This is a genomic window from Pseudonocardia sp. 2-7 (assembly GCF_056341085.1).
Map to the genome: position 1 here is coordinate 1,841,870 of NZ_CP094507.1, position 21,272 is coordinate 1,863,141.

General features: G+C 74.3%; 15 protein-coding genes. 7 read left to right on the plus strand and 8 right to left on the minus strand.

Annotation, left to right across the window (positions count from 1 at the left end):
• The first annotated feature begins 11 nt into the window (after positions 1–11).
• Both MTO91_RS09260 and MTO91_RS09265 read left to right on the plus strand, forming a co-directional pair.
• Positions 12–1,568, plus strand: coding sequence for an APC family permease (locus MTO91_RS09260; RefSeq protein ID WP_405418287.1), 1,557 nt, complete (start codon positions 12–14; stop codon positions 1,566–1,568).
• Complete coding sequence (locus MTO91_RS09265; protein ID WP_405418286.1) at positions 1,565–3,124, plus strand: GMC family oxidoreductase; 1,560 nt, start codon at positions 1,565–1,567, stop codon at positions 3,122–3,124. Before MTO91_RS09260 ends, MTO91_RS09265 begins: the two co-directional genes overlap by 4 nt.
• A 152-nt stretch (positions 3,125–3,276) precedes the next feature.
• On the opposite strand, the gene MTO91_RS09270 is transcribed toward MTO91_RS09265, so the two are convergent.
• Positions 3,277–5,715, minus strand: a complete 2,439-nt coding sequence (locus MTO91_RS09270) for a glycoside hydrolase family 3 C-terminal domain-containing protein (RefSeq protein WP_476654276.1) — start codon at positions 5,713–5,715, stop codon at positions 3,277–3,279.
• A 60-nt stretch (positions 5,716–5,775) separates the two neighbouring features.
• Between MTO91_RS09270 and MTO91_RS09275 the strand changes: the two genes are divergently transcribed.
• On the plus strand, positions 5,776–6,423 hold the full coding sequence (locus tag MTO91_RS09275) for a TetR/AcrR family transcriptional regulator (RefSeq protein WP_405418281.1): 648 nt from the start codon (positions 5,776–5,778) through the stop codon (positions 6,421–6,423).
• Between the two features lie 16 nt (positions 6,424–6,439).
• On the opposite strand, the gene MTO91_RS09280 is transcribed toward MTO91_RS09275, so the two are convergent.
• Both MTO91_RS09280 and MTO91_RS09285 read right to left on the minus strand, forming a co-directional pair.
• Positions 6,440–7,207 (minus strand): helical backbone metal receptor, encoded by a 768-nt coding sequence (locus MTO91_RS09280; protein ID WP_405418279.1) that lies wholly within the window; start codon positions 7,205–7,207, stop codon positions 6,440–6,442.
• An 82-nt stretch (positions 7,208–7,289) separates the two neighbouring features.
• Positions 7,290–8,189 (minus strand): LysR family transcriptional regulator, encoded by a 900-nt coding sequence (locus MTO91_RS09285; protein ID WP_405418278.1) that lies wholly within the window; start codon positions 8,187–8,189, stop codon positions 7,290–7,292.
• Positions 8,190–8,256: 67 nt separating this feature from the next.
• Between MTO91_RS09285 and MTO91_RS09290 the strand changes: the two genes are divergently transcribed.
• A complete protein-coding gene (locus MTO91_RS09290) occupies positions 8,257–9,504 on the plus strand; it encodes an MFS transporter (RefSeq protein ID WP_405418276.1) in 1,248 nt (415 codons plus the stop codon).
• 446 nt (positions 9,505–9,950) lie between these two features.
• Positions 9,951–11,366 (plus strand): MFS transporter, encoded by a 1,416-nt coding sequence (locus MTO91_RS09295; RefSeq protein WP_251784606.1) that lies wholly within the window; start codon positions 9,951–9,953, stop codon positions 11,364–11,366.
• Positions 11,367–11,402: 36 nt separating this feature from the next.
• Here the strand turns inward: MTO91_RS09295 and icmF are convergent, their stop codons facing one another.
• Together icmF and MTO91_RS09305 are read right to left on the minus strand one after the other, a co-directional pair.
• The gene (gene icmF / locus MTO91_RS09300; protein WP_405418273.1) at positions 11,403–14,669 is read right to left on the minus strand and encodes a fused isobutyryl-CoA mutase/GTPase IcmF; all 3,267 of its coding nucleotides are present in this window, start codon (positions 14,667–14,669) and stop codon (positions 11,403–11,405) included.
• A 114-nt stretch (positions 14,670–14,783) separates the two neighbouring features.
• Positions 14,784–15,167 (minus strand): hypothetical protein, encoded by a 384-nt coding sequence (locus tag MTO91_RS09305; RefSeq protein WP_476654277.1) that lies wholly within the window; start codon positions 15,165–15,167, stop codon positions 14,784–14,786.
• Here MTO91_RS09305 and MTO91_RS09310 point away from each other — a divergent pair.
• Complete coding sequence (locus MTO91_RS09310; RefSeq protein WP_476654278.1) at positions 15,166–16,035, plus strand: maleylpyruvate isomerase family mycothiol-dependent enzyme; 870 nt, start codon at positions 15,166–15,168, stop codon at positions 16,033–16,035. The two genes, MTO91_RS09305 and MTO91_RS09310, sit on opposite strands and share 2 nt — an antisense overlap.
• A gap of 23 nt (positions 16,036–16,058) precedes the next feature.
• On the opposite strand, the gene MTO91_RS09315 is transcribed toward MTO91_RS09310, so the two are convergent.
• Together MTO91_RS09315 and MTO91_RS09320 are read right to left on the minus strand one after the other, a co-directional pair.
• Positions 16,059–17,780, minus strand: a complete 1,722-nt coding sequence (locus MTO91_RS09315) for an alkaline phosphatase D family protein (protein ID WP_251784602.1) — start codon at positions 17,778–17,780, stop codon at positions 16,059–16,061.
• A gap of 43 nt (positions 17,781–17,823) precedes the next feature.
• On the minus strand, positions 17,824–18,786 hold the full coding sequence (locus MTO91_RS09320) for an ROK family protein (RefSeq protein WP_224403036.1): 963 nt from the start codon (positions 18,784–18,786) through the stop codon (positions 17,824–17,826).
• 81 nt (positions 18,787–18,867) lie between these two features.
• On the opposite strand from MTO91_RS09320, the gene MTO91_RS09325 reads away from it, so the two are divergent.
• A complete protein-coding gene (locus MTO91_RS09325) occupies positions 18,868–19,998 on the plus strand; it encodes a DoxX family protein (RefSeq protein ID WP_476654279.1) in 1,131 nt (376 codons plus the stop codon).
• A gap of 73 nt (positions 19,999–20,071) precedes the next feature.
• Here the strand turns inward: MTO91_RS09325 and MTO91_RS09330 are convergent, their stop codons facing one another.
• Positions 20,072–21,271 (minus strand): hypothetical protein, encoded by a 1,200-nt coding sequence (locus tag MTO91_RS09330; RefSeq protein WP_405418267.1) that lies wholly within the window; start codon positions 21,269–21,271, stop codon positions 20,072–20,074.
• Position 21,272: the final 1 nt, after the last annotated feature.

Here is a 21,272-nt window from a genome sequence, read left to right on the forward strand (position 1 = left end):
GGAGGTCCACGATGACCGTTCCCGAACCGACCCGGCGCAACCCGTCCCCGGACACGGACGGCGACGGGGGAGGGCTCGCCGAGTTCGGCTACAGCCAGACCCTCGACCGCAGCATCGGCAAGTTCGCCAGCTTCGCGGCCGGGATCAGCTACATCTCGATCCTGACCGGCACGTTCCAGCTGTTCTACTTCGGCTTCGGCACCGGCGGCGCGGCCTACTGGTGGTCCTGGCCGATGGTGTTCGCCGGCCAGTTCATGGTGGCGCTGTCCTTCGCCGAGCTGGCCGGGCGCTACCCGGTCGCCGGGTCGGTCTACAACTGGTCCAAGCAGCTGGCCGGGCCGACCGTGTCCTGGCTGGCCGGCTGGATGATGTTCACGGCCTCGGTGGTGTCGCTGTCGGCGGTCGCCCTGGCCGCGCAGCTGACCTTCCCCCAGATCTGGTCGGGTTTCCAGCTCGTCGGCGACGCCTCCGATGCCGGCGACGCCGCCGTCAACGGCGTGCTGCTCGGGGCGATCCTCATCGTGCTCACCACGGTCATCAATGCCGTCGGCGTCAAGCTGATGGCGCGGATCAACTCCACCGGGGTGTTCATCGAGCTGATCGCCGCGGTGGTCATCGTCGTGGCGCTGCTGCTGAGCATCCGCAACCCGGTCTCGGTGCTGTTCGAGACCCCGGCACCGGCCGCGGGCGGTGGCGGATACTTCGGCACGTTCCTCGTCGCGGCGCTCGCCTCGGCCTACGTCATGTACGGCTTCGACACCGCCAGCTCGCTCGGTGAGGAGACGGTCGACCCGCGGCGCACCGCCCCGGCGGCGATCCTGCGCGCGGTGATCGCCTCGTTCGTGCTCGGCGGACTGATCCTGCTCGGCATCATCCTGGCCGCACCGGACCTGGCCGACCCGCGCCTGGGCAGCAAGGACGGCGGTGGGCAGCTCGTGCTGCTGGAGGTCGCCGGCGGCACGATCGGCCGGATCTTCCTGATCACCATCAGCATCGCGGTGATCGTCTGCCTGCTCGCGGTGCACACCGCGGCGATCCGGCTGATGTTCGCGATGGCCCGCGACAACGCACTGCCCGCCGGCTCCGTGCTGGCGCGGATCGACCCGAAGCACAAGACGCCGGTGGTGCCGGCGATCGTCGTCGGGCTGGTCGCGATCCTGATCCTGGTCGCGAACGTCGGCGTGCCCGAGGTCTTCACCGCGGTCACCAGCGTCGCGATCATCATGATCTACATCGCGTACCTGCTGGTCACGGTGCCGATGCTGGTGCGGCGGCTGCGCGGGCAGTGGCCGGACGAGGGCCAGAAGGGGTACTTCTCGCTGGGGCGTCTCGGCCTGCCGGTGAACGTGCTCGCGGTGCTGTGGGGCGCGGCGATGGCGATCAACCTGGCCTGGCCGCGCGAGGAGGTCTACGGCACCGGGTGGCTGCGGTTCATCGCGTTCCTGTTCATCGGCGTCGTGGCACTGGCCGGGCTGACGTGGTTCCGGCTGCGTGGCCGCCACGGACTGGGCTGCCTGCCCGAGCACCGGGCGAAGGAGATCGAGCAGGGCATGGGGGAGACGGCATGACCGACCGGTTCGACTACGTCGTGGTGGGCGGCGGCTCGGCGGGCTGTGCGCTCGCGGCGCGGCTCTCCGAGGATCCCGCCGTGCGGGTGCTGCTGCTGGAGGCGGGCCCGTCCGACGTCGGCGACCCGAACATCCTGCGGCTCACCGACTGGATGGCGCTGCTCGACTCCGGCTACGACTGGGACTACCCGGTCGAGCCGCAGGAGCGCGGCAACTCCCACATGCGCCACGCCCGCGCGAAGGTGCTCGGCGGCTGCGGCTCGCACAACTCCTGCATCGCCTTCTGGACCCCGCGCGAGGACCTCGACGAGTGGGCCGCGTCCGGCCTGACCGGCTGGTCCGCCGACGAGTGCTGGCCACTGATCCGGCGCCTGGAGACCAACGACGGCGACTGGGACGGCCACGGCCGCTCCGGCCCGGTCAACCTCATGCAGATCCCCGCGAAGGATCCCTGCGGCGACGCCGTGCTGGCCGCCGCCGCGCAGGTCGGCATGCCGACGGTGCGGTTCAACGAGGGACACACCGTCACCGACGGCGCCGGGTACTTCCAGATCAACTCCTTCCCCGACGGCACCCGCGCGTCGGCCTCGGTGTCCTACCTGCACCCGATCCTGGACTCCCGCCCGAACCTGGAGGTGCACACCGACTGCTGGGCCTCGCAGGTGCTGTTCGACGGCACCCGCGCCACCGGCGTCGAGTACCAGCGGGGGATCGGCCCGGGCCGCGAGACCGCGCACGCCGAGCGCGAGGTGATCCTCTCCGCGGGGGCGATCGACACCCCCAAGCTGCTGATGCTCTCGGGCATCGGCCCGGGGGAGCACCTGCGCGAGTTCGGCATCGAGGTCCGCTCGGACCTGCCCGGCGTCGGCTCGAACCTCGACGACCACGTCGAGGGCCTGGTCTTCTGGGACGCGGCGAAGCCGATGGTCACCGAGTCGACCCAGTGGTGGGAGATCGGGCTGTTCCACCGCACCGACCCGGCCCTGGACCGGCCGGACCTGATGATGCACTACGGCTCGGTGCCGTTCGACATGAACACGCTGCGTTGGGGCTACCCGACCACCGACAACGGGTTCTGCCTCACCCCGAACGTCACCCGTGGCCGGTCCCGGGGCACCGTGCGGCTGCGCACCCGCGACTTCCGGGACCGGGCCCGGGTCGACCCGCGCTACTTCACCGACCCCGAGGGCCACGACATGCGGGTGATGACCGCGGGCGTCCGGCTGGCCCGCCGCATCGCCGAGCAGCCGCAGCTGAAGGAGTGGATCGCCGCCGAGCTGGCACCGGGCCCGGACGCCGTGACCGACGACGAGCTCGCCGACTACATCACCAAGACCCACAACACCGTGTACCACCCGGCGTGCACCGCGCGGATGGGCGCCGACGGCGACCCGGACGCCGTCCTGGACCCGCAGCTGCGGGTCCGCGGGGTGCAGGGCCTGCGGGTCGCCGACGCGTCGGCGATGCCCTTCCTGCCGGCGATCAACCCGAACATCACCACGATGATGATCGGGGAGAAGTGCTCGGACCTGGTGCGGGCCGCGCACGCCGGCTGACCCGGACCGGACCGGCTCAGCCGGGAACGGCCGCCAGGAGCCGGTCGACGAGGTCGTCGACCGGCACGTCGTCGGCGGAGTTGTCCAGCGTCACGTGCGTCGCGCCGGTCCGGTGGACGAGGTCACGCTCGAGCCCGCCACGGGCTGACCGCTCAGCCCTCGCCGACGACCTCCACCGTCGCGTGCAGCGGGGTGTCGGTCACGGAGAACCCGAGGTGCAGGTCGTAGGTCCCCGGCTCGGTCGCCCACGTCCCGCCCGCACGGTGGCGGAACGCGCGCCGCGACACCGCCACGGTGGCCGTTGTCGTGCCGGGGGCGGCGTCGACGACCGCCCAGCCGGCCAGCCAGCGGACGGGCCGCTCGACGTCGGAGCCGGGCCGGGACAGGTAGGCCTGCACGACCTGGCGGCCCGCCCGGTCGCCGGTGTTGGTCAGGGTGACCGTCACCGCGATGCCGTCGGCCGACCAGGGCCCGGCGACGGCGTCGTCGAGGGTCCAGGTGGTGTAGCCGAGCCCGTGCCCGAACGGGTACGCCGGCGTCTCGCCGTGGCGCAGCCAGTTGCGGTGCCCGACGTGCACGCCCTCGTCGTAGCGCAGCACGCCGCCGGTCGGGCGCCCGGACAGCACCGAGCGCTCCTCGCCCGTGGCGGGCCAGGTGGTCGGTAGCCGCCCACCCGGCTCGGCGTGCCCGAGCAGCACGTCGGCGACGGCGTCGCCGAAGCGCTCCCCGCCGAACCAGCCGAGCAGCACCGCGGCCACCTCGTCGCACCAGGGCAGCAGCACCGGGGCGCCGGAGTTGACCACCACCACGGTGCGCGGGTTGGCCGCGGCGACGGCCCGGACCAGGTCGTCCTGGTGGCCGGGCAGTGCCAGCGAGGTGCGGTCGAAGCCCTCGCTCTCGATCCGGTCGCTGGTCCCGACCACGACGACGGCGACGTCGCAGGCCGCCGCCAGCGCGGCCGCCGCGGCCACCTCGGCCTGCGGGTCGGCGACGACGGTCTCGGTCCCGACGGTGAGCGCGAACAGCGCCATGCCGGCCTCGCCGCCGGACGGGCGGAACCGGAAGACCAGGTCGACCGGTCCGTCGGTGTCGACCTCCCCGGTCACCGAGGGGGCCTCGAAGATCGCCGCGCCCGGACCCTCGTCGCCGGTCAGGACGGCCTCGGTGTCGAGCACCACCGTCCCGTCGGCGTGCACCGTCACGTGCCCGACGGCGGCGGCCCCGACCCGGTGCGTCCCGGGCTCGGGTGCCCACCGCGCCGACACCTCGACGGTCTCGGCGCCGTCGGGGATCTCGGCGCCCATCCAGATCAGCGAGGCGCCGAGCCGGTGCTCGCTGCGCAGCGCGGAGCCGTCCGCGGCGCGGAACACCGCGCGCAGTCCGGGTTCCCCGGTGACCGGGTCGGTGACCGTGGCCGGGTCGAAGGGCTGCACGCCCTCGGCGACCTGCGCGCCCAGCCGGTACCGCACCCGGTCCTCGCCGAGCGCGGCGCGCAGCCCGTCCAGCGGCGCGACGACCGCGGCGGGCCGGACCGTGGCGCTCCCGCCGCCCTGGGTGCGGGCGAGCGCGGCGTTGTGCCCGAGCACCGCGACCGTGCCGAGCGACGAGGCGTCCCACGGCAGCTCGCCGGTGTTGCGGAGCAGGACGCTGCCCGCGGCGGCGAGCCCGCGGGCCACGCCGGCGCCGTCCTCGGCGGCCGGGGCGGCGGGCGGCGTCGGTGCCCCCTCCAGCGCGCCGACCCGGGCGGCCAGGCGCAGCAGCCTCCGCAGCTTGCCGTCGACGACGGACTCCTGGACCTCGCCGTCGCGCACCGCGGCGACCAGGCGTTCGCCCCAGGCGCCCACCGGGCCGGGCATCACCAGGTGCTGCTCGGCGCGCGCCGACGCGACCGTGGTGCGCACCGCGCCCCAGTCCGACATCACGAGCCCGTCGAAGCCCCACTCGCCGGTGAGCGGCTCGGCGAGCAGCGGGTTCTCGCTCATCGTCGCCCCGTTGACTCCGTTGTAGGCCGACATCACCGCCCACGCCCCGGCCCGGGTGACGGCCGGTTCGAACGCGGCCAGGTACAGCTCGTGCAGCGCCCGCTCGCCGACCGCGTCGTCCACGGTGAAGCGCTCGGACTCGGCGTCGTTGGCGACGTAGTGCTTCGGTGTCGCGGCGACCCCGTGCGCCTGCAGCCCCTCCACGTAGGCCGCGGCGAGCTCGCCGGTCAGCAGCGGGTCCTCCGACAGCGCCTCGAAGTGGCGGCCGCCGAAGGGGGTGCGGTGCAGGTTGATCGTCGGCCCGAGGACGACGTCGGCGTGCTGCCGGCGGGCCTCGGCGCCGAGGGCCGACCCGTAGCGGCGGGCGAGCTCCGGGTCCCAGGTCGCGCCCAGCGCCGTCGACGACGGCAGCGACAGCGACGGTGACCGCTCGTCGAAGCTCTCCCCGCGCACCCCGGACGGCCCGTCCGACAGCACCATCCGGCGCAGCCCGATCGCGGGCTCGGCCGGGGTGGACCAGAAGTCGGCCCCGGTCAGCAGCCGGACCTTCGCCTCCAGGTCGAGCCGGGCGATGAGTGTGGTGAGCAGGTCCTCGTCGACGGAAGGCATGGGGCCACCGTACCCGTGAAAATCTAGTGACACTCGGGATTCGTGGGTTAGCCTCGACCGGTGACGACGGCACGCGGGCGCTACGCCAAGGGGCGGCAGCGGCGGGAGCAGATCCTGGACACGGCGCTGGAGGTGTTCGCGACCGGCGGGTTCCACGCGTCGTCGACGAAGGAGATCGCGCGCCGGGTCGGGGTCAGCGAGCCGACCCTGTTCCACTACTTCGGGTCCAAGCAGGCGCTGCTGGTCGCGGTGCTGCAGGCCCGCGACGAGCGCTCCGCCGCCGCGCGCGCCGAGCCCGGGACCGGCCCCGAGGCGCTGCTGGAGACCGTGCGCGACAACGGGTCCGAGCCCGGTCTGGTCCGGCTGTACGCGGTCACCTCGGCCGAGGCGACCGACCCGGGCCACGCCGCCCACGACTGGTTCGCCCGGCGCTACGACCGGCTGCGCACCGCGCTCGCCGCGGAGCTGGAGCCCGGAGCGGGTCCCGGTGCGGACCCCGGAGCCGGCGCGGCGCCCGCCGGGGAGCTCACCCCGGACCGGGTGGCCCGGCTGCTGCTGGCCGCGGCCGACGGGCTGCAGGTCCAGTGGCTGCTCGACCGCCCTCCCGGCGGTGACCCGGCCGCCCCGGCCGACCCCGCCGACCCCGGCGGATTCGACATGGCGGCCGATCTGCGTGCCCTCGTCGCGGCGCTCGTCCCGCCGCGGTGACGACGCCCGGGGGCGCTCAGCGGGTCCCGAGCGCGGCGGGCAGCTCCCGCGCCGCCTCCACCAGGCTCGGCCCGTACCAGGTCAGCAGCCGCCCGCTGACCAGTGCCGACGGCGCGTCGAACGCCTCGGGCCCGTCGTCGGCGGTGAACAGGTACGGCTCGTCGGGCAGCACGACGAGGTCGTGCTCCGGCAGCGCCGCGGGGTCGATCCGCGGGTAGCGCTCGGGGGAGTCGGCGAGCGCGTTGTCGATCCCGAGCCGTTCCAGCACCGCGCCGGTGAAGGTGTCCGAGCCGACGGCCATCCACGGCCGCCGCCAGATCGGCACCACGGCGCGCCGCCGCGGCGACGCGGGCTCCACGGCCGCCCACAGCTCGCGGGCCTCGCGCAGCCAGCCGGGCTCGCCGAGCCCGCAGGCGGCGAGCAGCCGGCCCAGCGAGGCGAGGCCGCCGTCGACGTCACGGATGTCGGTGACGTAGACCGGCAGCCCCGCGGCGCGCAGCGCGTCCAGGTCGGGGAGGCGGTTCTCCTCCTGGTTGGCGACGACCAGGTCCGGGGCCAGCGCGACGACCCGCTCGACGTCGGGGTTCTTCGTCCCCCGGATCCGTTCCGCGCCGAGGTCGCCGGGGTGGGTGCACCAGTCGGTCGCGCCGACGACGATGCCGGGTGCGGTCGCCTCCAGCGCCTCGGTCAGCGACGGCACGATCGACACGACCCGCCGCACGGTGCCCGGGATCGGGACCCCGCGGCCCTCGTCGTCGACCGGTGCCGCAGTCCGCGCAGTCATGGGCCGACGGTATCCCGGGGGGCCGGGCCGGACGTGTCCCTGTCCGGCACCGCGGCCGTCCGCCGGGTCCGCCGACCCCGTTTCACCCGTGGTCGGCCAGCCACCGGGGCCCGTGCCGGACGACGAACTCCCGCAGGTCCCGCACCGGCGCCGTCGGCCGCGGGTCGGCCGCGTGCACCATCCCCAGCGTCCGCACGGTGTGCGGGCTGCGCACCGGCACCTGCACCACCCCCGGCACGTCCGGCCCGGCGGGGAGCAGCGCGACGCCCAGCCCGGCCCCGACCAGGCCGCGCAGCGTCGCCGTCTCCCCGCCCTCGAACGCCCGGCGCGGGCGGAACCCGGCCTGCGCGCACCACGACTCCACCACCCCCTGCAGCCCGTAGCCGCGGGCGAACAGCAGGAACGGGTCGTCGGCGACCTCGGCGAGGTCCGCGGCACCCGCGCCCGCCAGCCGGTGCCCGGACGGCACCGCGAGGCGCAGCTCCTCCTCGGCCAGCGGGGTCGCGACCAGGCCCGGCTCGTCGGGCACGGGGGAGGTGAGGGCCAGGTCGACCGCGCCGTCGCGGACCCGTTCCAGCAGTGCCGCGTGCGGCACCTGCACCAGCTCGATCCGCACCCGCGGGTGGTGCTCCCGGAACTCCCGCAGGATCCCCGGCACCGCGGAGGTGCCCATCGTCCCGAGGAAGCCGAGCGCGACCCGGCCGGTGACCGGGTCGGCGTCGCCCGCCAGCTCGGCGACGCCCGCACCGAGCTCGGCCAGCGCGGCCTCGGCGCGCGGCAGCAGCGTCCGCCCGGCCGCGGTCAGCGCCAGCCCGCGCCCGGAACGCCGGAACAGCGCGACGCCCAGCTCGCCCTCCAGCCGGGCGATCGCCCGCGACAGCGTGGGTTGCGGGACCCCGATCCGCTCCGCGGCGCGGGTGAGGTGACCGTCGCGCGCGACCGCGACGAAGCGGTGCAGCGCCGGCGCCAACGACTCATGCATCGATGCATGGTACGTCGGAGAAGCATGCATTGGACGCATCCGACGTCGACACCTACGGTCGTGTGCGATGACAACGACCGAGCGTCCCCCGGCTCCGACCGCCACCCGGCCCGCCCCGCCCCATGAGCGCGGCACCCCCGGCTACCGGCGGCTCGGCATCGCCCTGTGGCTCTCGGGTCTGGCGACGTTCGTGCTGGTCTACAGCGTGCAGGGGCTGCTGCCGACGCTCTCGGCGGAGTTCGGCGTGCCCTCGTCGACGGCCAGCCTGGTCCTGTCGGCGACGACCGGCACCCTCGCCCTCGCCGTACTGCCGCTTTCCGCGCTCACCGAGTCCTGGGGCCGCGCGCGGGTCATGACCTGGGCGCTCGCGGCGTCGGCGGTCCTCGCACTGCTCGCCCCGCTGGCGCCCACCTTCGAGACCCTCGTCGTCGTCCGCGGGCTGCAGGGCATCGCCCTCGCGGCGCTGCCCGCCCTGTCGATGGCCCACCTCACCCACGAGGTCGCGCCGCGGCACCTCGGCGGCGCGGTCGGTCTGCTCATCGCCGGCAACACCCTCGGCGGGCTGTCCGGGCGGCTCGTCGCGTCCTGGGTCGCCGAGCTCGGCGGCTGGCGGGCCGGGCTCGCGGCCGTCGGTGCGGTCTCGGTGCTCGCGACCGTCGCGTTCCGGCTGCTCCTGCCGCCCGCGACGGCGCCCGCCCCGGCCCGCACCCGGCTGCGCGATCTCGGTGGACCGCTGCGCCGCCACCTCACCGACCGGGGCCTGCTCTGCCTGTTCGGGATGGCGTTCCTGCTGATGGGCGCGTTCGTGACCGTCTACAACTACCTGGGGTTCCGGCTGCTGGCCCCGCCGTTCTCGCTGCCCGGCACCCTGGTGGGGCTGGTGTTCCTCGGCTACCTCGCCGGCAGCTGGGCCTCCACCGGCGCGGGCAGGCTGGGGGACCGGTTCGGGCGCCGCCCGGTGCTGTGGGTGGCGACGCTGGTCGCGCTCGGCGGGATCTGGGTGACCCTGCCCGACCTGCTCCCCACCACCCTGGCCGGGCTGCTGCTGGTGACCGTCGGCTTCTTCGGCGCCCACTCGGTCGCCAGCTCCTGGGTGGGGCGTCGCTCGGCGATGCTGCCCGGTGCGGTGCCGGCCCAGGCGTCGTCGCTCTACCTGGTCGGTTACTACGCCGGGTCCAGCATCGGCGGCGCCGTCGGCGGGGTCGCCTACGACCACGCCGGCTGGGCGGGCGTCGTCGGTTACGTCAGCGCGCTGCTGGTGGGGGCCCTGGCGCTGGCGCTGGTCCTGAGCCGGACCCCGGCGCCCGCGGTGTGAGACGCGCTTCTCCCCACCTGGAGCAGTGGCCCGGCGCGTCCACCCCGGCGTTGCTCCGTCGGTGCCACCGCCACCCGACACGCCGTGCCGCGGTGCTCCGCCCGGGTGGTCGACGTCCGCGACGGGACCGGACGCTGTCCGGTTCGTCACCCTCATGGACCAGTGCCCCCGTGTCGACGACTCGCCGTCGTCTGTCACGGTGAGGTCTCGCCCCCAGCACCAGACACATCTTCGGAGGAACCCCGATGCGGAAGGCCGGACGCAAGCTCTCCAAGGCTGCCGAGTCGTTCGTCGAGGCGATCGGCATCCTCGGCGGCTGGAACCGCGGCCGTCGACGCAGCCGCCCCCGCCGCTGAGCCGGCCGGGCGGCCGCCCCGCCCGAGGTGTTTAGCTTGTGGTAAGCACATCATGTCCGTTTCCTCCGGGAAGACAGGTGTGCCCACCACGTGACCGACGCCGCCCACGACACCCACCGCCCGGCCGGGGACGGCTCCGCCGGGCCGCCCGGCGACGACCCGCTGCCCCGGCGCGTGCCGGTCTTCGCCGTCGTCGGTCTGGCGCTGCTGATGTTCTCCCTCGACGGGACGTCGGTCGCCACCGCGCTGACGACGATCAGCGGCGACCTCGGCGCCGACCTGGCCTGGACCGGCTGGGTCGTGACCGTCGCCGCCGTCGGGCAGATCCTGGCGCTGCCACTGGGCGGATGGCTGTCCGACCGCTTCGGCGGCCGGCGGATGTTCCTGGCCGGGGTCGCCGTGTTCACGGTGATGTCCGGGCTGAGCGCGCTCAGCCCCTCGATCGGCGTGCTCATCGCCTGCCGGCTGGTGCAGGGCCTCGCCGGCGGTGTGATGCTGCCGGCCGCCAACGGGATCGTCGCGCACCAGTTCGGCCGTGACCGGGACCGGGCGCTCGCGCTGTTCACCAGCGTCTTCCCGATCGGCGCGATCCTCGGGCCGCTGGTCGGCGGGCTGGTGCTCACCACCTGGACCTGGCACGGCATCTTCCTGGTGAACGTGCCGATCGGGATCCTGCTCGTCGCCGTCGGGCTGGCCCTGGTCGACGATCCTCCGCACCGGCGGACCGCGCGGATCGACGCCGCCGGTATCGCGCTGCTCGTCGTGACCCTGCTGGCCACGATGCTCACCATCACCCGGCTCGGCTCGCCGGGGTCGGGGCCCGGCTGGACCGCCCTGGCCGGGGTGGTCGCGCTGACGGCGGGTGCGGTGTTCGTCCGGCACGCCCGGCGACGGCCCGACGCGGTCGTCCCGATGCACCTGCTCGCCGGGCGCGGTCTGGGCATCATGAACGTCACCAACGTCGTCTTCGGCGCCGTGGTGATCGGGTTCTCGGCGACCCTGCCGCTCTACGCCCAGGTCCGCTACGACCTGCCCGCGTTCGTCGCCGGGGCGCTGCTGACCGGCCGCGCGGTCGGCACCATCGTCACCTCGGCGGCCGCGGTCGCGCTGCTGCGCCGGCTGGGCTTCCGGCCGCTGCTGCTCGGTGGCCTGGTCGCCGTCGTCGCCGGGCTGGTGGTCACCGCGGTGGCGCCCCCGTTCGGCGGGCCCACGGTGTGGCTGCTCGCCGGCTCCACCCTGCTCGGGCTGGGCACGGGCCTGTCCGGGCCGGCCGCCAACAACGCCGGCATGCACCTGGTGCCCGACGAGGTCGCCGCGGTGTCCGGGCTGCGCATCATGTTCCGGCAGATGGGTGGGATCGCCGCGGTGTCGGTGCTGACCGCCGCGGTGACCGCCGCCGAGGACCCGGGCGTCGCCGCCGGGATCGCCTACGGGGTGCTGGCGGTGGCGCTCGCGGCGGTCGGCCTGGCGGCCGCACGGATCCCCAACCGGCGCGGCCGCTGGTGAGGGAGGCGGGGCCGGGCGGACCGGCCCCGCCCGTCGTCACATGTTGCGCCGGTACTGTCCGCCGACCTCGAAGAACGCCGTGGTCAGCTGACCCAGCGAGCACACCCGCGCGGCCCGCATCAGCTCGTCGAACACGTTGCCGTCACCGGTCGCGACGTCCTGCAGCCGCCGCAGCGCCTGCTCGGCCTCGGTGCGGTGCCGGGACTGGAAGTCCGCGAGCCGGTCGAGCTGGGACTGCTTCTCGGCCTCGGTGGCGCGGGCCAGCTCGATCTCCTGGTGCGCCTCGTCCGGGTCGGCCGGCTTGAGGAAGGTGTTGACGCCGACGATCGGCAGTTCACCGGTGTGCTTGCGGTGCTCGTACAGCATCGACTCGTCCTGGATCCGGCCGCGCTGGTAGCCGGTCTCCATCGCCCCGAGCACGCCGCCACGCTCCGCGATCGACTCGAACTCGCGCAGCACCGCCTCCTCCACGAGGTCGGTGAGCTCGTCCACGACGAACGAGCCCTGCAGCGGGTTCTCGTTCAGCGACAGACCCCACTCCTTGTTGATGATCATCTGGATGGCCATCGCGCGGCGCACCGACTCCTGCGTGGGCGTGGTGACCGCCTCGTCGTAGGCGTTGGTGTGCAGGGAGTTCGCGTTGTCGTAGAGCGCGCAGAGCGCCTGCAGCGTGGTGCGGATGTCGTTGAAGTTCATCTCCTGCGCGTGCAGGGACCGTCCCGAGGTCTGGACGTGGTACTTCAGCTTCTGGGAGCGCTCGTTGGCCCCGTAGCGCTCCTTCATCGCGACCGCCCAGATGCGGCGGGCGACCCGGCCGATCACCGTGTACTCGGCGTCCATGCCGTTGGAGAAGAAGAACGACAGGTTCGGCGCGAAGTCGTCGACGTCCATCCCGCGCGCCAGGTAGCTCTCGACGAAGGTGAACCCGTTCGCGAGGGTGAAGGCGAGCTGGCTGATCGGGTTCGCCCCGGCCTCGGCGATGTGGTATCCGGAGATCGAGACGGAGTAGAAGTTGCGCACCTTGTGCGCGATGAACCACTCCTGGATGTCGGCCATCATCCGCAGCGAGAACTCGGTGGAGAAGATGCAGGTGTTCTGGCCCTGGTCCTCCTTGAGGATGTCGGCCTGCACCGTGCCCCGGACGTTCGCCAGCGCGTAGGCGACGAGCTCCTCGCGCTCACCCCCGTCGGGCTCGCGGCCCTGCTCGTCGCGGAACCGGTCGACCTGCTGGTCGATCGCGGCGTTGAGGAAGTAGGCGAGGATCGTCGGCGCCGGGCCGTTGATCGTCATCGACACCGAGGTCGTCGGCGAGCACAGGTCGAAGCCGTCGTAGAGGGCCTTGAGGTCGTCCAGGGTCGCGATCGAGACGCCCGAGGTGCCGACCTTGCCGTAGATGTCGGGGCGGGTGTCCGGGTCGTGGCCGTAGAGGGTGACCGAGTCGAACGCCGTCGACAGGCGCTTGGCGTCCGAGCTCTCCGACAGGTACTTGAACCGCCGGTTGGTGCGGAACGGGTCGCCCTCGCCGGCGAACATGCGGGCCGGGTCCTCACCCTCCCGCTTGAACGGGAACACCCCGGCGGTGAAGGGGTAGAAGCCGGGCAGGTTCTCCCGGCGCAGGAAGCGCAGCAGCGCGGCGTCGTCGTCGAACTTCGGCAGCGCGACCCGGCGCACCGGGTTGCCGGACAGCGTCTCGCGCGTCAGCTTCGTGCGGAACTCCTTGTCCCGCACGGTGTAGACGTACTCGTCGCCGGAGTAGTCCGCGACCCGCGACGGCCAGGACTCCAGCAGCTCGGCGGACTCGGCGGGGACCTTCTTCTCGGCGGTGCGCAGCGCCTCGTCGAGGTCGTCGCCGCCGACCAGCTCGGCAGCGGTGCGCAGGTGCTGCGCGGTGCGGGCCGCGTGGGCGTGGGTCTCGGTGTCGGCGTGGTAGTCCCGCACCGCACCGGCGATGTCGGCGAGGTAGCGGACCCGCTCCGGCGGGATGACGGCCGCGTAGTCGCTGGAGGTCTTGGTGTCGACGCGGGGGAGACGCCCCTCGCCGACGGTCAGCCCGCCCTCGGCGAGCAGGTCGCGCAGGTGCTGGTAGAGCGCGGTGACGCCGTCGTCGTTGAAGGTGGCGGCCGAGGTGCCGTAGACCGGCATGTCCTCCCAGGTCGCGCCGAACTCCTCACGGTTGCGCACCAGCTGGCGGCCGACGTCGCGCCGGGCGTCCTCGGCGCCGCGGCGCTCGAACTTGTTGATCGCGACGACGTCGGCGAAGTCCAGCATGTCGATCTTCTCGAGCTGGGACGCGGCGCCGAACTCCGGCGTCATCACGTACAGCGAGTGGTCGACGAACGGGACGATGCCCGCGTCGCCCTGGCCGATGCCGGGCGTCTCGACGACCACCAGGTCGAACCCGGCGGAGCGGAGCACCGCGATGGTGTCGCCGAGCCGCTCGGGCAGCGAGCCGCCGTCGTTGCCGCGGGTGGCGAGGCTGCGGAAGAAGACCGGGCTGTGACTGCCTCCTGCGCCGGCGGGCCCGGAAGACAGCGCGTTCATCCGGATGCGGTCGCCGAGCAGCGCGCCACCGCCCTTGCGTCGGGTCGGGTCCACCGCGAGCACCGCGATGCGGAGCTTGTCCTCCTGGTCGAGCCGGAAGCGGCGGACCAGCTCGTCGGTCAGCGAGGACTTGCCGGAGCCGCCGGTGCCGGTGATGCCGAGGACCGGCACCGGGCGCTCGGCGGCGGCGACGCGCTCGCGGACCTCCTGGGGCAGCGTCCCGGACTCCGCGAGGGTCAGCGCCCGCGCCAGCGTCGCGGTCTCCCCGGAGAACAGCCCGTCGAACGACGACGGCGGTTGCGCCGCGAGATCGGTGTCGCACTCGCGGATCATGATGTTGATCATCCCGGGGAGGCCCAGGTGCTGGCCGTCCTCGGGGGAGAAGATGCGCGCGACGCCGCGGGAGTGCAGCAGCTCGATCTCCTCGGGGACGATCACGCCGCCGCCCCCGCCGTAGACCCTGATGTGGCCGGCGCCGCGCTCGCGCAGCAGCTCGACCAGGTAGGAGAAGTACTCGACGTGCCCGCCCTGGTAGGAGGAGATGGCGACGCCCTGCACGTCCTCCTGGATCGCGGCGGTCACGACCTCGTCGACCGAGCGGTTGTGGCCGAGGTGGATCACCTCGGCGCCCTGCCGCTGCAGGATCCGGCGCATGATGTTGATGGCGGCGTCGTGCCCGTCGAACAGGCTGGCCGCGGTCACGAAACGGACCGGGTGCGTGGGGACGTGCAGCTCGGCCTGTGCGTTCGTGTCCGTGCTCATCGGGGACGTTCCTCCCGCCGGGCGGACGGCGGTGTCCCGGCCGGTTTAGTTTGACATCCTAGTATCGGACGTACAAGGAATCCGGCGAGCGTCACAGGGGTCGTACGGTGCGGGTCAGGCCGCGTCGCGTGCCACGGGCTCCCCGGTGGCCGGAGCGGCCTGGTCGCGGCCCCGGCGGGCGTGCCGGCCGGTCGGCCAGGAGCTCTCCGGACCGGTCGTGTCGGGCTCGTCCTCGTGCGCGACGAGGTCCTCGTCGGCGGATGGGCCGGGGTCGACGACGTCGGACAGCACGCGACGCGCCCGGGCGAGCTTGCGTGCCCGCCAGCGCTTCCCGGCCAGCCCGGCGACGAGGCCGAGGGTGGGCAGCAGAATCCCGGAGGCGATGACCAGCACCACGGAGTACGCGGGGAATGCGGCCACCAGCAGGAAGGCCGTCAACGGCCAGTACAGCAGTGCCCGCCCCGCGCCCCGTCGCGTCCAGTCGCGATGAGGCGGCATGATCCCTGCCTACCCGAACTCCGCGATCGTCATGCACGACTCGCCGCAACCCGCCCACATGTTCCGCGACCGGGGGTACGAATTCATGACCACGACACCGGACCGCACCGCGGTCGACCCGTACGCCGCCGTCCTCCTCTCGGAGAACGACCGGCTGGCCACCCTCCTGACGACGGCCGATCCGGCCACCCCGGTCCCGACCTGCCCGGGCTGGTCGCTGCTGCAGCTGCTCCGCCACGTCGGGCGCGGGCACCGGTGGGCGGCCCGGATGGTCGCCACCGGCGCCACCGAGGCCCTCGACCCGCGCGAGGTGCCCGGCGGGAAGCCGCCCGAGGGCGGCCCGGAGGTCGCGGCGCAGTGGCTGCGCGACGGCGCGACCGAGCTGCTCGACGCCGTCGTCGCGGCCGGGCCGACCGCGCCGGTGTGGACCTTCACCGGTCCGCAGCCCTCGGCGTGGTGGGTGCGGCGGCGGCTGCACGAGGCGACGGTGCACCGCGCCGACGCCGCCGTCGCGCTGGGGGCGCCGTTCCCGATCGACCCGCAGGTCGCCGCCGACGGCGTCTCGGAGTGGCTGGGCCTGCTCGCCGCCCGCCCCGCCGCCGACGAGCCCCCGCTCGCCGACGGCGCCACGCTGCACCTGCACTCCACCGACGACGTGCCGGACGCGGCGGGGGAGTGGATGGTGCGCGGCGCGGGCGGGCGCGTGGTCTGGGAGCACGGGCACGGCAAGGGCGACGCCGCCGTCCGCGGCACCGCCGCCGACCTGCTCCGGGGCGTCACCCGCCGCATCCCCGCCGACGACGACCGTCTCCAGGTCCTCGGCGACGCCGAGGTCTGGACGGGCTGGCTGGCCCGTACCGGGTTCTGACGGGCCGTCGCCGAGGCCCCCGGTCAGACCGCCGGGGTGGTCCCCCTCCGCTGCCGGGCCGCCATGGGCGGGGCCTGCGGGGTCAGCACGACCTCGGCCGCGGTGTCGAGCACCGCGGCCGAGCGCGGCCGCTCGAACCGGCACGACGCCCGTCGCCCGTCGGTCTCCAGGGTCGCGACGAGGTTGCCGAACAGCGGACCGGTCGTCCGCTCCCAGGCCACGCCCGCGCTGCCGGCCCCGGTCCGGCGGGTCCAGCGGGTCGTCATCCTGCCCAGCAGCCGCGACCAGGTGATCCGGAACATCACCCGCATCACCGCGGGGACCACGTTGTGCACCGGTGAGCAGGTCAGCTGGTGGACCCGGGTGCCCTCCGGGCCGCGGCCGGGCCGGTCCCCGGGGGTGTGGGTGTGCACGTCGGCGACGGCGGCGTAGGAGTGGTGGACGTCGCCGGACAGCACCGACACCGTGGCGGGCGGGGCGTCCCCGGCGCGCGGGCGGCACGCCTCGCGGATCAGCTCGGCGAGCCGGGCGAAGGAGTGCCCGAACGCGGGCCAGTGCTCCAGGTCGGCCTCCTGGCGGGCCCACTCGGCGACGGCGGCGACCCGGCCGGAGCCGTTCGCGCCCTTCTCGGTCGCGGCCTCCAGGTCGGAGATGACCTGGGGCATCAGCCAGGGCACCGAGGTGCCCAGGACGAGGTGGTCCACGTCGCCGGGGGCGAGCGCCTTGGCGGAGATCCAGTCGAACTCGGCGTCGGACACCATCCGGCGCGGCGTGGACTCCACGATCCGCCCGTTGCGGGAGTCGATGACGATCAGCCGGGTGCGGCCGAGCTCCCAGCAGAAGGAGAACCGCTCGTCCTTGCGGGTGTCGTCGCCGTCGCCGGTCTCGCGGTCCCACAGGGCGGCCCGCTCGGACAGCAGCGGCCAGACGTCGCCCTCGGCGGCCTGCACCTCCTGCCAGGTCCGGTCGGCGGCGAGCTCGGCGGGGGAGAGGTTGCCCAGGTGCTGGTGGACCCAGTACGAGGCCAGGCCGGAGCGGATGCGCTCGGACCACCAGGGTGTGCGGGCGATCTGCTCGCGCCAGGCGCCGGAGGTGTTCCAGTCGTCGCGGACGTCGTGGTCGTCGAAGATCATCGCGGTGGGGACGGTGGAGAGCATCCACCGCACCTCGGGGTCCGACCAGGTGTCGCGGTAGAGGCCCGAGTACTCGTCGAAGCCGACGATCTCGTCGTCGGGCCAGTCCGGGTGCCGCTCCCGCCGCCCGGCGATCCGCCGCCGGGTCTGCGGGGTGAGCTCGTCGGCGTAGACCTGGTCGCCGAGCAGCAGCAGGGTGGTCGGCCAGGTCTCCGGGGGCAGCCCGGCCATCCGGCCGGCGTAGACGTCGAGCGCGTCGAGGCCGTACTGCCGGGCCAGCTTCGGGTCGGCCAGCTTCACGTAGCGGCAGGAGCCGAAGACGATCCGCTGGTGGGCCTCGGTGTCCGCGCCGCGTGTCGCGATCAGGCTCGGCGGGAACGGCGAGTGCGGCAGCGGCCAGACCTGCTCGCCGTCGAGGTGGACCTCGTAGGCGGTGCGGGTGCCCGGCGTCAGCCCGGTCACCCGCACCAGGGCGAAGTGGTGGCCCGACACCTCGAAGGTCGCGGCGTCGCAGCCGAGCACCGAGACGCGGCACGGGCCGGAGGTCTGCACCCAGACCAGCGCGCTGGTCTCGTCGACGTGCCGCAGCACCGGTCCGAGCAGGAGTGTCACCCGTCCGAGCGTAGTCGTGCCCCGGCCCCGTTGCGGGACGAGATCAGGTCTCCTCCAGCGCCAGCAGCCCCGCACCGATCTTCCCGGCGTCGCCCTTGTAGGTGGCGGGCAGCACCGGCGGGATCGGGCGGACCTCGGGCGGGCCGTAGTGGAACTCCCGGGCCGCCCGGCGCGCCGGCTCGAGCAGCAGCTCGCCCGCGTCGACCAGGCCGCCGCCGATCAGCACGACCTCGAACTCGAAGATCGCGTTGATGCTGGCGATGCCGATCCCCAGCGAGCGCCCGAGCCGCTGGAACAGCGACGCCGCCGTGCTGTCGCCCGCCATCGCGGCCATCGTCACGTGCTGGCCGGTGACCTCGCCCCCGGCCTCCGCGGCCAGGGTCGCGATCATGCCCCGCGGGTCGTGCAGGGCGGCGCTGCGGCCCATCCGGGTCAGCGCGGTCCCCGACGCGACCGCCTCCAGGCAGCCGTAGTTGCCGCAGCCGCACTGCGGGCCGTCCGGGTTGACGTTCATGTGCCCGACCTCGGCACCGAGCCCGTGCGCGCCGCGGTAGATCTTCCCGTCGAGCACGATCCCCGCCCCGACGCCCGTGCCGACGGTCAGCAGCACCATGTCGTCGTTGCGGGTCCCGCCGAGCCGGGCCTCGGCCAGACCGGCGACGTTGCCGTCGTTGTCGACGACCACCGGCAGCCCGCACGCGGACTCCAGGAGACCGCGGACGTCCCAGTTCTCGTAGTTGTTGTTGGGTGCCCAGCGGATCCGGCCGACCGGCCACTCCACGGTCCCCGCGGCACCGACCCCGATCGCGGACACGTCCGCCCCCTCGGCGTCGCCGCGCAGCTCCTCGACCATCTCCCGCAACAGGGTGGTCATCGTGTCCGCATCGGACGTGTCCGGGGTGTTGCGCCGCAGCTCGGCGTGGACCGTGCCATCCTCGCCCACGATCGCTCCGGCGACCTTCGTTCCTCCGATGTCGAGCCCGATGGCCCGCCGTCCGTTCGTCACCCGGGCATGATTGCCATCCCACGGCGGTGACGCCACACCCACCCCGGGTTTGCGGACGGACGAGCCGGGGAAAGGTGCCCCATGCCAGTCTTGCGACGTGTAGCCCGACCCGCCCTCGCGGCCGTCTTCATCTACGGCGGAATCAACGAGCTGCGGAACGCCGACGCGTTGACTTCCGCCGCACAGCCCGTTCTCGACCAGGCCGCCCCGGCCATCGACAAGGTCGTGGAGAACGCCCCGCTGGACCGGCGCCCCGACAACGAGACCCTGGTCAAGGTCGACGCCGGAGTGAAGATCGTGGCGGGCTCGCTGCTCGCCCTGGGCAAGTTCCCCCGCCTGTCGGCCACCGCGCTGGCCGCCTCGCTGGTCCCGACCACCCTGGCCGGGCACCGCTTCTGGGAGGAGACCGACCAGCAGAAGCGCGCCAACGAGCAGATCCACTTCCTGAAGAACGTCGGCCTGCTCGGCGGGCTGCTCATCGCGGCCGCCGACACCCACGGCAAGCCGTCGCACGCCTACCGGACGCGCCAGGCCGCCGAGCGCGCCCAGGCCCGGCTGTCCGGCTCCGGTTCCGACACCGGTGCCCAGCTCGCCGCGGGACTGGCCGGCGCGGGCACCTCGATCGCCGCGGCCGCCGCGGGTAGCCGGGAGAAGCTGGCCGAGGCCGTCGAGGAGTACGGCCCGGTCGTGCGTGAGCGCGCCACCGAGTGGGGCGGCAAGGCCTCCGAGCAGGCCGCGCACCTGTCCGAGGTCGCCTCGGACAAGGCGTCCACCTGGTCCGAGCAGCTCTCGGCCGCCGCCGAGCGCACCTCCAAGGCCGCCCAGAAGCAGGCCGAGGTCGCCGAGAAGCGCGGCGCCAAGCTGGCCAAGGCGGCCGAGAAGCGCGGCGCCCAGCTCGAGAAGGTCGTGGACAAGAAGGGTGCCCAGTACCGCAAGGCCGCCGGGCGCACCGGCGACCGGTGGGTGCGCGAGGCCGAGAAGCGTCGCGTCCGCTGGGAGAAGCAGGCCCGCAAGGCCACCGCCCGCGCGGAGAAGCGTGCCCCCGAGTACGCCGACCGCTTCTCCACCCTGGTCACCCAGGCCCAGTCGCAGGCCGCGAAGCTCGGATCGGACCTGGCCGACCGCGCGTCGGTGGCCGGCGCCGAGGCCGCCAAGCAGGCCAAGGCGTCGGCGAAGGACGCGCGCAAGCGCGCCAAGGCCGTCGCCCGCTGACCCACCGCGACACCCGTCCACGGCCCTCCCGACCGCCCCCGCGCCGGACGGGAGGGCCGTGACGTGTCCGGGGTCAGACCGGGCGCAGCACCTGCAGCTCGCCCGAGTCGAGCGACCGCACCTCGACGACGACCCGGCCGTCCCACACCGGGGAGCGCAGCGCGTTCGCCATCCGCGTGAACAGCGCCTGGCTGCGCGCGTTGGCCGTCGCCTGGTCGGCGATCAGGTTCGGCATCATCCCGCCGGAGCGCTTGCGCACGGTCTGCGGGAGCGTCGACAGCGTGGTCAGCAGCCGGTGCAGCCGCGCGACGTCGGCGGCCCGGCCCGCGAGGTCGCTCTCGACCAGGGGCCGCAGCGCGGTCAGCGGCCGGTTCGGGGCGCGCAGCAGGTGGTCGGCCGCGGTGAGCAGGATGCGCCGGGCGTCCAGCACGAGTGCCTGGTAGGCGCCGTGCACCGCGGCCGGGAACCCGGTCCAGCCGAGCTTGCCGACCTCACCGAGCGCGTCCCGCAGCGCCAGGCCGGGCGTCCCCGACGGGTCCGCCCCGGCGACGACCCGCTCCCAGCCCGCGATCCAGGCGTGCGTCTGGTGGCGCAGGACCGACAGGTTCGCGACGGCCGTCTCGAGCCCGCGCGACGGGGAACCGCTGTCGGTCGTGTCGCCGTCGACGACGAGCGAGCCGCGTTCGAGCAGCTCGGTCTGGGCCTCGCGCAGCGACTCCTCGGCCGCGCGGAGCCGCGAGTCCAGCCGCATCACGCACGACGGTGCCAGCTGGTCGACCGCGGTGGTCAGCTCGTCGAGCACCCGGGTCTGGGTGCCCGTCGCGGCGATCTCGGCCGCGGTGGTCAGGGTGAGCAGGCCCAGCCCGGCGCCGTGCCGGTCACCGGGTGCGGTGGGGGCGACCGGCACCAGCGCCGACGACCCGGGGGCCGCCACGGCCGTCTCGCCGCCGGCCAGGCGCAGCAGCGGCTCGGCGCCGAACGCCTCGGGCAGCGCGAGCCGGAAGGTGAGCCCGGCGGCGGGTGCGCGGCCGGCGTCGGGCGCGAGCCGCCGCGCCAGCTCGCTCGACGCCGACAGTGTCGCCCAGGTGCGGTCGTCGTCGTCGACGGCCGGGGTGGGGGTCCAGCTCAGCAGCAGTGCCGGGCCGGGGGGAGGGGTCCCGTTGCGGAGGGGACGCGGGCCACCGTTGCGTTCGGGGGCGCCGGTCTCCGTTCCGCCGGGCCGCCCGTCGAGCGGGAGCACGATGCCTCGCGGGTCGTCCGGTTGACCGAGCATG